Source organism: Candidatus Methylomicrobium oryzae (assembly GCF_016745425.1).
Classification (GTDB): Bacteria; Pseudomonadota; Gammaproteobacteria; order Methylococcales; family Methylomonadaceae; genus Methylomicrobium; species Methylomicrobium oryzae.
Genome location: NZ_JAERVK010000001.1, coordinates 184,363 through 196,643, shown reverse-complemented (window position 1 = coordinate 196,643; position 12,281 = coordinate 184,363). Strand labels below are relative to the sequence as shown.

The following is a 12,281-nucleotide window of genomic DNA, read 5'->3' as shown; positions in this document are numbered from 1 at the left end:
CTATTTTTTCGGTAAATATAAACTGTAACTCAATAAAACGATAAGTCGTCGAAATCGCTGCAGAACATGGAAAAGCCAATGCAGATAAATACCATCCTCGTTACCGGCGGTGCCGGCTATATCGGCTCCCATACCTGCGTCGAACTGCTCGAGGCGGGTCATCGAATCGTCGTGATCGACAACTTCCGGAACAGCAAACCTTCGGTATTGAAACGGGTCGAGGACATTACCGGCAAATCCGTGGTCTGCGTCAAGATGGATATCCGCGACAGGCCGGCGATGGAAACGGTCTTTGCCGAGCATGCGATCGATGCGGTGATCCATTTCGCCGGGCTGAAAGCGGTGGGCGAATCGGTCGCCGATCCCACACAATATTATGAAAATAATGTTTCCGGCAGCCTGGTCCTGATGCAGACGATGGCGAAATTCGGTGTTCACACCGTGGTATTCAGCTCTTCCGCCACCGTTTACGGCGAACCGCCCTCAGTTCCGATCCGTGAGGATTTTCCGCTAATGCCGATGAATCCCTACGGGCGTACCAAACGCATGGTCGAGGACATGCTACGCGATCTGGCGGCCTCCGACGCCCGTTGGCGCATTGCGCTGCTGCGTTATTTCAACCCGACCGGCGCGCATCAGAGCGGTCTGATCGGCGAGGATCCGGGCGGCATTCCGAACAATCTGATGCCTTATATCGCCCAGGTCGCCGAGGGACGGCGCGAAAAGCTCTCGGTATTCGGCAACGATTATGAGACCGTCGACGGCACCGGCGTCAGGGATTACATTCATGTGGTCGATCTGGCGCAGGGACATGTCAAGGCACTGGAAAAACTGGCTCGGCAAACCGGCGTGCTGACGTATAACCTGGGCACCGGCCAGGGCTACAGCGTGCTTGAGATGATCGATGCCTTCGAAAAAGCCAGCGGATGCCTGGTGCCTTATCGGTTTGCGCCGCGGCGTCCCGGCGATGTCGCGGTCTGTTACGCCGACCCGACGCTGGCAGAGCGCGAACTGGGCTGGCGGGCCGATCGCGGCCTCGAACAGATGTGCCGCGACGTCTGGCGCTGGCAATCTTCCGGAAGCAATAAAATCTGATTATGATGCCTGTTCTGACGCTTCTTGCCTCGTACTATCAAAAACACTCGGTGACGGTCTTGCTGCTGTTAAGACGGCTGTCGCTGCTGCTCGCTTCGATATTGCTGCTGTTATTCATTTGGGGCGGCAATCGACCGGAAGCGATAGGCCTGTTCAAAGCGCCGTGGGATAAGCTGGTGCATCTGTCCTGGTTTGCGGTATTGGCCGGCCTGCTGGATTTCGGACTGAATCTGCGTATCCGTTTTCCGGTCGTTTTGTTCTGTGCGGGCGTGGGCGTGTGGGATGAGGGAAGGCAATTGACCCTTCCCGGACGGTCGGCCGATGTGGGCGATTTGATCTTCGACGGCCTGGGGATTTTGATCGGGATTCTGATCGCTCGCCAGATCGGAAAAAAACTCCTGCTCCATCCATAAATACCCTTATCCGCGTTAAGATAGTAAGTCTCGTGATACATTTTGCCGGCTTGGGTTACCCCCCAGACCGCTATAGGGTACGCTGTGCGTACCTTTCATCCCTCCAATGGTACGCACAGCGTACCCTACGACTAAAAAAAGAGACGAAGCGAGCTGTGCAACTCCATTAGGCAACCTGATCCCGGCTTGCCTTAAACACATTGCCCTGAACCCAAGTTATTTATTTTCCGAAGCCACTCGATGAATTGGTTAAAACGCGCACGCCTCTACCGTATTCTGCGCCGCCATTCGATCCCGCACGCTCTCTGGCGGGAAACCATCCGCAATTACGCTCCGCTGCGCGAACTGAGCGCGGTCGATAAAGCGCGCCTGCGCGAGTTGGCGACCTTGTTCCTTTACGAAAAAGAGTTCAGCGGGGCTCAAAGACTGACGCTTACCGATGCGATGCGCCTCCGGATTGCGGCGCTCGCCTGCCTGCCGGTGTTGGAACTCGGATTCGGCTGTTTGGCGGGCTGGCGGGAAGTGATCGTTTATCCGGCCGATTTCCGGGTCAGGCATGAGGAAACGGACGAAGCGGGCGTCGTCCATCCTCAGGAACTGCATCTATGCGGGGAAGCCTGGTCGCACGGGCCGTTGATCCTTTCCTGGGACGAGATCGAGCGGGAACTCGAGGAGCCTGAAGCCGGGCGCAATGTCGTAATCCATGAGATTGCCCATAAACTCGACATGCTGAACGGGCCGGCCGACGGCTACCCGCCCCTGCACTACCGGATGCCGGTCGCATCATGGTCCGCCGCGTTCAGCGCAGCCTACGCACAGTTCGTCCGGCGGGTCGATCACGGACACCGCACCTTGATCGACCCTTACGCGGCCGACAGTCCGGCCGAGTTCTTCGCCGTGGTCAGCGAGTATTTTTTCTGCGCGCCGGAAATCCTGCAGGCGGAGTTTGCGGCCGTTTACGCGCAGTTGAGCCTCTATTACCGGCAGAATCCCCTGCGGCGAAAAGAACAACCCGGGCAATAAAAGGATTCCCCGGCCCCAAGCGAATATCGGCCTTTTACTTGATATCCGCCAGATTGCCCTTGGTTTCGAGCCAGATTTTCCGCTCCGGCGCGCGTTTCTTGGCCAACAGCAGATCGAACTGGCCGCCGGTATCGTCGCCGTCGGCGACGGTCAATTGCACGAGCCGGCGCGTATCCGGATTCATCGTGGTTTCGCGAAGCTGCGACGGATTCATTTCGCCGAGGCCTTTGAACCGCTGCACGTTGATCTGGCCTTTCAGCTTTTCGGCCTTGATCCGGTCCATCACCCCCTGACGCTCGGATTCGTCGAGCGCGTAGAATACCCGCTTGCCGACATCGATCCGGTACAAAGGCGGCATTGCGACGAACACATGCCCGGCCCGGACCAGCGCATTGAAGTGCTGGAAAAACAGCGCGCTGATCAAAGTCGCGATATGGTTGCCGTCGGAGTCGGCATCGGCCAGAATGCAGACCTTGCCGTAGCGCAGGTTGGCCAAATCGTTCGAGCCCGGCTCGATGCCGAGGGCGACCGCGATGTCGTGCACTTCCTGCGAAGCCATCACCAGGTTCGAATCGACTTCCCAGGTGTTCAGGATCTTGCCGCGCAACGGCATGATCGCCTGAAAGTCGCGGTCCCGCGCCTGCTTGGCCGAACCGCCGGCCGAATCGCCTTCGACCAGGAACAGTTCGGTCCGGCTAATGTCCTGCGCGGAGCAGTCGGCCAGTTTGCCCGGCAAGGCCGGACCTTGGGTGATTTTTTTCCGGATGATTTTCTTGCTGGCGCGAAGGCGCTTTTGCGCGCTGGCGATGATTACTTCGGCGATTTTCTCGCCTTCGGCGGGATGCTGGTTCAGCCACAGGCTGAAGCTGTCCTTCGCGACGCCGGAGACGAACGCGACGCATTCGCGCGAACTGAGCCGCTCCTTGGTCTGGCCGGAAAACTGCGGATCCTCCAGCTTGACCGAGAGCACGAAATGACAGTTTTCCCAGACATCCTCCGGCGCGACCTTCACGCCGCGCGGCAGGATGTTCCGGATATCGCAGAACTCGCGCATCGCTTCGGTCAGGCCGGCCCGAAGTCCGTTCACGTGCGTGCCGCCCTGGGCGGTGGGCACCAGGTTCACATAGCTTTCGGCGAGTATTTCCTCGGGATTTTCCAATGCCCAGACGATGCCCCATTCGACCGCTTCGTGGTCGGCCGCCATGCCGCCCATGAACGGCTGCTCCGGCAGAAAGTCGATATCGCCGATCCGGTCGAGCAGGTAGTCTTTCAGGCCGTGCTCGTAACGCCAAACGATTTCTTCTTCAGGCTGCTCGACCTTCAAGCTGACCGTCAGCCCCGGGCACAGCACCGCCTTCGCGCGCAGATTCTGCTTCAGCCGGGTGACCGAAACCTTGCTCGAATCGAAATATTTTTCGTTGGGCAGGAAAGTCACCGTCGTACCGGTGTTATTCCGGCCCACCGTGCCGGTTTCGGCCAACTCGCTCCGTTTCTCGCCATCGGCGAATTCCATACGGTACAGCTTGCCGCTCCGCTTGACTTCGACTTCAAGCTTGGCCGACAACGCGTTCACGACCGAAACGCCGACGCCGTGCAATCCGCCCGAGAACTGGTAATTCTTGTTCGAAAACTTGCCGCCGGCGTGCAGTTGCGTCAGGATCACCTCGACGCCGGGAATGCCTTGCTCCGGATGGATGTCGACCGGCATGCCGCGGCCGTTGTCGCTGACCCGCACCGAACCGTCCTTGTACAGGATCACCTCGATCGTATCCGCGTGGCCGGCCAGCGCTTCGTCCACACTGTTGTCGACAACTTCCTGAACCAGGTGATTCGGCCGCGTCGTATCGGTATACATGCCGGGACGTTTGCGTACCGGCTCCAGGCCGCTCAAGACCTCGATGGCCGCGGCATTATATTCATTGCTCATGATGATTTCAGTTCAAAATCCGGGATGCTCGTTTCGCCGGAAACGGGGCACCCGCTTGAAAATTCAGAGAGATTCCCATGCAAAAAAACAGGCAGCCTGCCCGCGGTACTGCCGGCCGGCATCGATCAAGTTCCAGACCGCGCCGTCATGGACTTCGAAACGCTTGCCGGTTTTCGAAGCCCGGACGCCCTGCAAGGGATAGACGAAGCCGTGCGACTTGACCGAAGCGAGCAATTTTTCGCGTTCGGCCCACTCGGCCTGCGCGGCCGAAAAGCGGGACGGCATACGGGTAAATTCCTCCCAGCTCATCTCGAAAAGCGCCAAGGCCTGCAGATTGGCGTAATTGAAGACCGGATCCGGCGCGGTATCGTGCGATATCACCGCAATCGGCGCATGAAACAAAGTCTCGGCAAAATTGGGATCGGCACAGATGGCGGGAATCAGCTCTCTGCCGAGCAGAGCCCGATAGCTCTGGATGATCAGGCCGGCATGGCTGGCCTGATAGCGGTTTTTTTCGGAAGGATAATCCATTATTTCTTTAGCCCGTTCACTGATATGCGCCCAACAAACCTGATATTGTAGGGCCCGGGTCCGGCAACAATCAAGGGGAATCCGAAAGCCGCTTGTCCCTCTTGCTGCGCGGCATCGTCGTCAAGGCGCAGCCTGAGCGGAGAAATTCCGGTCCTGGCCACCGGCAGCCGGTTTATTCGCGTTGATCAAGTGCAAGCGGTCGCGCGAATAATCCTGCGAAATAATCAGCAGCGAGACTCTGCGGTTTTTGAAACGGCCCTCCTCGATTTTATTATCCGCAACCGGGTGAAACTCGCTATAACCTATGGCCGACAAGCGAGGCGGGTTGATGCCGTTCTTGATGAGCTCCCTGACGACGGTCGTGGCTCTGGCCGACGATAATTCCCAATTTGAAGGAAACTTGGACGTACCGATCGGCAGATTATCGGTATGCCCTTCGACCTGAATCTGATTCGGCAGCGGTTTCAGAATTTCCGCAACTTTTTTGAGTACCGGCAGCGAGTTTGCCGACAAGTCTGCCGAGCCGCTCAAAAACAGCAATTCGCTATTCATCTGCAACTCTATCCAAGAGTTGCCCTTGTTGACAGCAACCAAGTTATCCTTGACCTGTTCGTTCAACTGTTGCGTCAATTGATCGGAGGCTTGCTGCAACTGCCTGCTATCGGCCACCCACTCTTCGTCGAGTTCGATCGGACTCACATGATCGACTCTTTCTTTTAGCGCCTCTTCCAATATGACGACCTGGCGCTTTTTTTCCAGAAAAGCCGTCCTTATGGATTGGGAAACCGCCTGATACTGGCTTTCGTTGCTTGCCGAAAGCGCATACATGACAACGAAGAATGCGAACAGAAGCGTTACAAAATCGGCATAGGACACCAGCCAGCGATCATGATGAATAACTTCGTTCGCCTTATTCCTGCGCCTCTTCCTCATAAACTGCTGCTATCACTCTCGAACTCAAATAGATAAGCGCTTAATTTCAGCTTGATATTGCGCGGATTTTCGCCTTGCGAAATCGCAATCAACCCGGCCGCAATCATTTCTCTTGCCTGGGAAGAGGCATAGACATACGTTTTAATTTTATTTGCCATCGGCAAAAAAAACAGATTGGCGGAACCGACGCCATACACCGTAGCCACAAACGCGGTCGCGATGCCTGCGCCCAGCATCTTCGGATCGGACAGATTTTCCAAAACATGAATCAGCCCCATCACGGCCGCCAACATACCGATGGTAGGGGCATACCCGCCCATTGCCTCCAGCATTTTCGCCGCCTGTAGATCGATATCCTCGCGGCTGTCGATATCCAGTTCCAAAATATTGCGGATGCTTTCCGGTTCGTTGCCGTCGACCAGCAACTGCAGACCCTTTTTGATAAACGGATCGGGCTCGGCCTCTATCTCTTCCTCTAATCCCAGCAACCCCAGCTTGCGCGCCGAATGGCTCCACTCGACGATCTTGTCGATCTCGACCGAAAGATTCTTTTTCTTCGGAAAAAACACCCACATGCTCAACTTCAAGCTGCGAATGAAGATGAGGGGGGGAAACTGCAATAACGTCGCACCGATCGTACCGCCGAACACGATAATAAAAGCCGGCCCGTTAACGAGCGAACTGAGACTGGCACCCTCCAAAAAATTACCGAATAACAGCGCACTGATGCCGATCAGCAGGCCGATGACGCTTAAAATATCCATGATGGTTGCTTTATTCGCTCAATTTCGCAATTTATATCGCTTGCCGTGGTAAAAGCCGCGCCCTTTCAGTCACTATCGCTACTATACAACAGATGAACAAGCCCTAGCCAACAAGCCGGTCCGAAATCCCTTTTCTTCGAACGGGCTCTCCACGCACGTATAAATTGAAGTATAGCCAAGTTCAACCGGCGCGCTGTAGACGCCGCCGGCTAAAGGCGATATAACGGGACCGGCAACGCAGAAAATTTTTTCCGAATCATAAGGAGCATTTCAGAATGCAATATTGGCTGATGAAGTCCGAACCCGATACTTTCAGCATCGACGATCTCTGCCGAAAGCCCGGCAAAATAGAACACTGGGACGGCGTACGCAATTACCAGGCGCGAAACATGATGCGCGACCTGATAAAGCTTGGCGATCAGGTTTTCTTTTACCATTCGAACTGCCCCGAGCCCGGCATCGTGGGTATCATGGAAGTGTCCCGGGAAGGTTATCCCGATTTCAAGGCCTTCGATCCCGGCGATCCGCATTTCGATCCTAAAAGCACGCCGGACAATCCGCGCTGGTTCATGGTCGACGTCAGATACGTCAGGCATCTGCCGCGCACGATCACGCTGAAAGAACTGAAAGAACGCTCCGAACTCGCCGATCTCGCCCTGGTCAGGCGCGGCAACCGATTGTCGATCATGCCGGTGGCGAAAGAACAGTGGGATTTCGTCCTATCGCTTCTGTAAACAGTGTATCCCAAACCCGCCGCCGATTTTAAAAAATCGGCTGAACAATGCCGGTTTATGCGGTATGATCACTCAATTTAAGCCACTTACATCAAGCACAACAGGAAACTTATGACTCAAGACGAATTAAAACAAAAAGTCGCCGCGGCCGCCTTGGATTATGTCAAGGACATTCCGCTGATCGGCGTCGGCACGGGTTCGACGGTCAATTATTTCATCGAAATGCTGGCCGACTATAAAAGCACAATCGAAGGTGCGGTTTCCAGCTCTGTCGGCACCACCGAGCGGCTGAAGAAAGTCGGCATTCCGGTGCTCGACCTGAACGAAGTCGGCACGCTGGACATTTACATCGACGGCGCCGACGAAATCAACCCGCGCAAGCAGTTGATCAAAGGCGGCGGCGGCGCGCTGACCCGCGAAAAAATCATCGCGGCGGCCAGCAAAAAATTCGTCTGCATTGCCGACGGCTCTAAATGCGTCGATGTACTGGGCAAATTCCCGCTGCCGATCGAAGTGATTCCGATGGCGAGAAGCTATGTCGCCCGCGAAATGGTCAAAATGGGCGGCCAGCCGGTCTGGCGCGAAAACTTCGTGACCGACAACCACAACCACATCCTGGACGTGCACAATCTGGACATTCTGGACCCGATCGAGCTGGAAAAAACCATCAATGACATTACCGGCGTGGTTTGCGTCGGCTTGTTCGCGATGCGTCCGGCCGACGTCATTCTGGTCAGCCAGGGCGACGAGATCAAGAGCTGGTAAGGCGCAAAGCCGGCCTTTCGGCCCGCCGTAAAAAAGCCGCGCCTGTTTCGGATGCGGCTTTTTTTATTCAACCGGCAAACCCATCACTTCGCTTAAACCGGGAGCTATTCTATTCCCAAACCAGCGCCCCGCCTGTCTGATATTCGGTAACGCGGGTTTCGAAAAAATTCTTCTCTTTGCGCAAATTGGCCTGCTCGTCCAGCCACGGCAAGACGTTGGCGGCGCCGGAAAACGGTTCGGCCATACCTAACTGGCGGGCGCGGCGATTGGCGACGTAGCGGAATTGCTCGATATGCAGGCCGGCGTTGTAGCCGAGTATCGGTTCGCGCAGGATATAGCCGGCGTAGGCTGCTTCGGCGGCTTCGGCTTCGTCCCACATCCGGCGCAACGCTTGCGGATCGAGTTGCAGATTTTCCTCCTCCAGTAACTGCCGCACCACGCGGATGCCGAATGCGCAGTGCAGCACCTCGTCGCGCATGATGTACTGCAATTGTTCGGCGGCGCCCTTCATCAAGCCGCGCCGCTGCAACGCAAACATCGGACTGAAGCCGTTGTAAAACCAGCAGCCTTCGAACACCGCAGCGAAGAACAGATACGCCATGGCAAATTCGTGCAGCGCGTCGCGGTCGGTCAACGGCCGGCCGGATTGCAACACGCCGTGCAGGCGGCGGTTGGCCAGCGCGATTTTGCCGTGGATTTCCGGCACCACCCGGTAACGGTTGTAAATCTCGCGCTGGTCGAGCCCCAAGGTTTCGATGCAGTGCTGGTAGGCCCAGGTGTGCAGCGCTTCTTCGTACACCTGCCGCGCCTGGTAAATCTGCAATTCCGGGGCGCTCATCTTTTCCATCACCGCCAAACCGATGTTGCGCATCGCCAGGATGTCGGAGGTGGTCAGATAGGCCAGCACGTTTTCGAACACATGGCGCTCGGCCGGCGTCAGCTTGTACGGGTAATCGTGCACGTCCTGCGCCATCGAGATTTCCAGCGGCGTCCAATGATTGCGGTTGGCGTTCAGGAAAAACGACCAGGCCCACGGGTATTTGAACGGCGCCAGTTGGTTGATGTCGGCCTGGCCGTTGACGACCCGCTTTTGTTCTGCATCGATCGGCGGCAATACGGGAGCCGGTTGTTGCGCTGCCATCGTCCCGGTCAAATCGACAGGCGAAGTTGCAGCAAAGGCCGCTGCGGTCGGAATATCCCAATCATCGAATTGTAAAGCCGATTTCATTGGCAGGCCTCGCAATCCGGATCGGTGATCGAGCAAGCTTTGGCGGCCGGCTCGCTACCATCACCCGTTTTTTCCATCGCCGTCGCGCCCAAGGTACGTAAATAATAGGTGGTCTTCAAACCGCGTTGCCACGCCAAGCGGTACAAGCGGTCCAGTTTGCTGCCGGTCGGCGCGGCGACATACAAGTTCAGCGATTGCGACTGGTCTATCCACTTCTGCCGGCGGGCGGCGGCTTCGATCAGCCATTCCGGCTCGATTTCGAAGGCGGTCGCATAGCGTGCCTTGATGGCTTCCGGCACCCGCTCGCTGGCCGCCAGCGAGCCGTCGAAGTATTTCAGATCGGCCACCATCACCGCGTCCCACAAATCCAGCGCTTTCAGCTCGCGCACCAACGCGGCGTTGACCACGGTGAACTCGCCGGACAGGTTGGATTTGACGTACAGGTTCTGATAGACCGGCTCAATGGACGCCGATACGCCGACGATATTGGCAATCGTCGCGGTCGGCGCAATCGCCACGCAATGGGAATTGCGCATGCCGACCTCGGTAATGCGTTCGCGCAAGCTCTGCCAATCCAGTTGGCCACCAGCCGGGACGCCCAAATCGCCGCGCGTTTCGGACAAGCGTTCCAACGTGTCCGGCGGCAATAAACCCTGCTGCCATAAACTGCCGTTAAAGCTGCTGTAGCGGCCTCGTTGCTCGGCTAAATCGGCCGAAGCCCGATAAGCGAAATAGCAGAGCATTTCCGCCGAACGGTCGGCAAAGTCCAGCGCTTCCGGGCTGGCGTAGCTGACGCCCAGTTTATGCAGGCAGTCGGAGAAGCCCATCATGCCCAACCCGACCGGGCGATGGCGCAGGTTGGCGTTGCGTGCTTTGACGGTCGCATAGAAATTGATGTCGACGACATTGTCCAGCATCCGCATCGCGGTGGCGATCGTGCGCTGCAGTTTGTCGGCGTCCAATTGCCAGGCACCGTCGCGTTCGATCAGATGCGCGGACAGATTCACCGAGCCCAAATTGCAGACCGCGGTTTCGTCGGCAGCGGTGTTCAGCGTGATCTCGGTACACAGGTTGGAACTGTGGATCACCCCGGCGTGCTGCTGCGGCGAGCGCAGATTGCAGGCGTCCTTGAAGGTAATCCAGGGATGGCCGGTTTCGAACAGCATGGTCAGCATCTTGCGCCAAAGCTGCACCGCGCCGATGCGCTTGAACAATTGGATTTCGCCACGCTCGGCCTTGGTTTCGTAAGCCTGGTAAGCCTCGGCGAAGGCGTCTCCATATAAGTCGTGCAGATCGGGCACGTCGACCGGCGAAAACAAGGTCCAGTCGCCATTGTCCCGCACCCGCTGCATGAACAAGTCCGACACCCAGGCGGCGGTGTTCATATCGTGGGCGCGGCGGCGCTCGTCGCCGGTGTTCTTGCGCAGCTCCAGAAATTCCTCGAAATCCAGGTGCCAGTTTTCCAGATAGGCGCACACCGCGCCCTTGCGCTTGCCGCCTTGGTTGACGGCGACGGCGGTATCGTTGACCACTTTCAAGAACGGAATCACGCCTTGGCTGTGGCCGTTGGTGCCTTTGATCCGGCTGCCCAGCGCCCGCACCGGCGTCCAGTCGTTGCCCAGGCCGCCGGCGTATTTTTGCAGCAGCGCGTTTTCCTTGATGCTTTGGTAAATGCCGTCCAGATCGTCGGACACCGTGGTCAAATAACACGACGACAATTGCGGATGGCGGGTGCCGCTGTTGAATAGGGTCGGCGTCGAGCACATGAAGTCGAAGCTCGACAGCAGCCGGTAAAATTCGATCGCGCGCGCTTCCCGGTCGATCTCGTTCAGTGCCAAGCCCATCGCGACCCGCATGAAAAAGCATTGCGGCAATTCGATACGCCGACCTTCGACGTTCAAAAAATAGCGGTCGTAGAGGGTTTGCAGACCCAGATAATCGAACTGCAGATCGCGTTCGGCCAGCAAGACTTGACCCAGGCGCGGCAGATCGAACTCCAGCAGGCGTTTATCCAGCAATTCGGCGGCGACGCCGGCGGCAACGAACTCGGCGAAACAATCGGCATAGCGCTCGGCCATGTCGGCGTGCGCCAGCGGCAGACCGGTAACTTCCCGGCGCAGATTGCTCAACAGCAGGCGGGCCGCCACCTTGGCGTAATCCGGTTCGGCTTCGATCAACGTGCGCGCGGCTAAAATCAAGGCCTGACGCACTGTCGCCAACGGCATGCCATCGTACAGATTGGGCAGCGTTTGCGCCCAGACCCGCTCGGCATCGACGTCGCTCAAGCCGGTGCAGGCCTCGCGGCACAAAGCGATGAACGCGGCGGTATCCAGCGGCAGGCGTTGGCCGTCGTCGTCAACGTGCAAAGTCGGCGCCGCGTTTTCAAGCGGTTGCCGGGCGGCGCGCTGCTCGGCGTGCTTTTCCCGGTACAGCACGTAAGCGCGGGCCACGTCGTGGGCGCCGGAACGCATCAACGCCAGTTCCACCCGGTCCTGAATATCCTCGATATGTACGGTGCCGCCGCCGGGTAGGCGCCGTGTCAAGGCGTCGACGACGCTGGCAGTGAGTTGCGCGACTTGCTCGCGTATCCGTGCCGAATTGACGCTGTGCTGGCCTTCGACGGCCAAAAAGGCCTTGGTAATGGCGATGGCGATTTTTTCCGGCTGAAACGCGGCGACAGCGCGGTTGCGGCGGATCACTTCCAGTCCGTAATCCGGTCGGCGCGGCGGAGGCGATGTTGAGAAAGTACCGATTTCGGCAGTGTTTGGGGAATGGCTGGCAGGATGAACGGCGGCGGCTTCCATGTGATTCTCCACGGAGTGGAACGGGGAAACAAAGCCGCAACGGCGCGCGTAAGGTAGAGCTTAT

Annotated in this window: 11 protein-coding genes; 5 read left to right on the top strand and 6 right to left on the bottom strand. The window is 57.6% G+C overall.

The window, feature by feature from the left end:
* Nucleotides 1–78: 78 nt before the first annotated feature.
* From galE to JJL52_RS00995, 3 genes are all read left to right on the top strand, one after another.
* Complete coding sequence (gene galE, locus JJL52_RS01005) at nucleotides 79–1,095, top strand: UDP-glucose 4-epimerase GalE (RefSeq protein WP_202050519.1); 1,017 nt, start codon at nucleotides 79–81, stop codon at nucleotides 1,093–1,095.
* Between the two features lie 5 nt (nucleotides 1,096–1,100).
* Complete coding sequence (locus tag JJL52_RS01000; protein ID WP_202050518.1) at nucleotides 1,101–1,508, top strand: VanZ family protein; 408 nt, start codon at nucleotides 1,101–1,103, stop codon at nucleotides 1,506–1,508.
* A 240-nt stretch (nucleotides 1,509–1,748) separates the two neighbouring features.
* Nucleotides 1,749–2,531, top strand: coding sequence for a M90 family metallopeptidase (locus JJL52_RS00995; RefSeq protein ID WP_202050517.1), 783 nt, complete (start codon nucleotides 1,749–1,751; stop codon nucleotides 2,529–2,531).
* Nucleotides 2,532–2,565: 34 nt separating this feature from the next.
* Here JJL52_RS00995 and parE read toward each other — a convergent pair whose 3' ends face one another.
* The 4 genes from parE to JJL52_RS00975 form a co-directional block, all read right to left on the bottom strand.
* Nucleotides 2,566–4,458 (bottom strand): DNA topoisomerase IV subunit B, encoded by a 1,893-nt coding sequence (gene parE, locus JJL52_RS00990; protein ID WP_202050516.1) that lies wholly within the window; start codon nucleotides 4,456–4,458, stop codon nucleotides 2,566–2,568.
* A gap of 63 nt (nucleotides 4,459–4,521) precedes the next feature.
* Nucleotides 4,522–4,989 (bottom strand): MEKHLA domain-containing protein, encoded by a 468-nt coding sequence (locus JJL52_RS00985; RefSeq protein ID WP_202050515.1) that lies wholly within the window; start codon nucleotides 4,987–4,989, stop codon nucleotides 4,522–4,524.
* A 120-nt stretch (nucleotides 4,990–5,109) separates the two neighbouring features.
* Nucleotides 5,110–5,922: a flagellar motor protein MotB gene (locus tag JJL52_RS00980; protein WP_202050514.1), complete on the bottom strand. Its 813-nt coding sequence runs from the start codon at nucleotides 5,920–5,922 to the stop codon at nucleotides 5,110–5,112.
* Nucleotides 5,919–6,686, bottom strand: a complete 768-nt coding sequence (locus JJL52_RS00975) for a flagellar motor protein (RefSeq protein ID WP_202050513.1) — start codon at nucleotides 6,684–6,686, stop codon at nucleotides 5,919–5,921. Before JJL52_RS00975 ends, JJL52_RS00980 begins: the two co-directional genes overlap by 4 nt.
* Nucleotides 6,687–6,961: 275 nt before the next feature.
* Between JJL52_RS00975 and JJL52_RS00970 the strand changes: the two genes are divergently transcribed.
* Both JJL52_RS00970 and rpiA read left to right on the top strand, forming a co-directional pair.
* Complete coding sequence (locus JJL52_RS00970; protein ID WP_202050512.1) at nucleotides 6,962–7,420, top strand: EVE domain-containing protein; 459 nt, start codon at nucleotides 6,962–6,964, stop codon at nucleotides 7,418–7,420.
* 111 nt (nucleotides 7,421–7,531) lie between these two features.
* Nucleotides 7,532–8,185: a ribose-5-phosphate isomerase RpiA gene (gene rpiA, locus JJL52_RS00965; protein WP_202050511.1), complete on the top strand. Its 654-nt coding sequence runs from the start codon at nucleotides 7,532–7,534 to the stop codon at nucleotides 8,183–8,185.
* Between the two features lie 109 nt (nucleotides 8,186–8,294).
* Here rpiA and JJL52_RS00960 read toward each other — a convergent pair whose 3' ends face one another.
* Complete coding sequence (locus JJL52_RS00960; RefSeq protein WP_202050510.1) at nucleotides 8,295–9,413, bottom strand: ribonucleotide-diphosphate reductase subunit beta; 1,119 nt, start codon at nucleotides 9,411–9,413, stop codon at nucleotides 8,295–8,297.
* Nucleotides 9,410–12,217, bottom strand: coding sequence for a ribonucleoside-diphosphate reductase subunit alpha (locus JJL52_RS00955; RefSeq protein ID WP_202050509.1), 2,808 nt, complete (start codon nucleotides 12,215–12,217; stop codon nucleotides 9,410–9,412). The genes JJL52_RS00960 and JJL52_RS00955 overlap by 4 nt, the downstream gene beginning before the upstream one ends.
* Between the last annotated feature and the right edge of the window lie 64 nt (nucleotides 12,218–12,281).

Coding starts and splice junctions, on each gene's coding strand:
- galE (WP_202050519.1), top strand. CDS start 79: ATGCAGATAAATACCATCCTCGTTACCGGCGGTGCCGGCTATATCGGC.
- JJL52_RS00985 (WP_202050515.1), bottom strand. CDS start 4,989: ATGGATTATCCTTCCGAAAAAAACCGCTATCAGGCCAGCCATGCCGGC.
- JJL52_RS01000 (WP_202050518.1), top strand. CDS start 1,101: ATGCCTGTTCTGACGCTTCTTGCCTCGTACTATCAAAAACACTCGGTG.
- JJL52_RS00995 (WP_202050517.1), top strand. CDS start 1,749: ATGAATTGGTTAAAACGCGCACGCCTCTACCGTATTCTGCGCCGCCAT.
- parE (WP_202050516.1), bottom strand. CDS start 4,458: ATGAGCAATGAATATAATGCCGCGGCCATCGAGGTCTTGAGCGGCCTG.
- JJL52_RS00980 (WP_202050514.1), bottom strand. CDS start 5,922: ATGAGGAAGAGGCGCAGGAATAAGGCGAACGAAGTTATTCATCATGAT.
- JJL52_RS00975 (WP_202050513.1), bottom strand. CDS start 6,686: ATGGATATTTTAAGCGTCATCGGCCTGCTGATCGGCATCAGTGCGCTG.
- JJL52_RS00955 (WP_202050509.1), bottom strand. CDS start 12,217: ATGGAAGCCGCCGCCGTTCATCCTGCCAGCCATTCCCCAAACACTGCC.
- JJL52_RS00970 (WP_202050512.1), top strand. CDS start 6,962: ATGCAATATTGGCTGATGAAGTCCGAACCCGATACTTTCAGCATCGAC.
- JJL52_RS00960 (WP_202050510.1), bottom strand. CDS start 9,413: ATGAAATCGGCTTTACAATTCGATGATTGGGATATTCCGACCGCAGCG.
- rpiA (WP_202050511.1), top strand. CDS start 7,532: ATGACTCAAGACGAATTAAAACAAAAAGTCGCCGCGGCCGCCTTGGAT.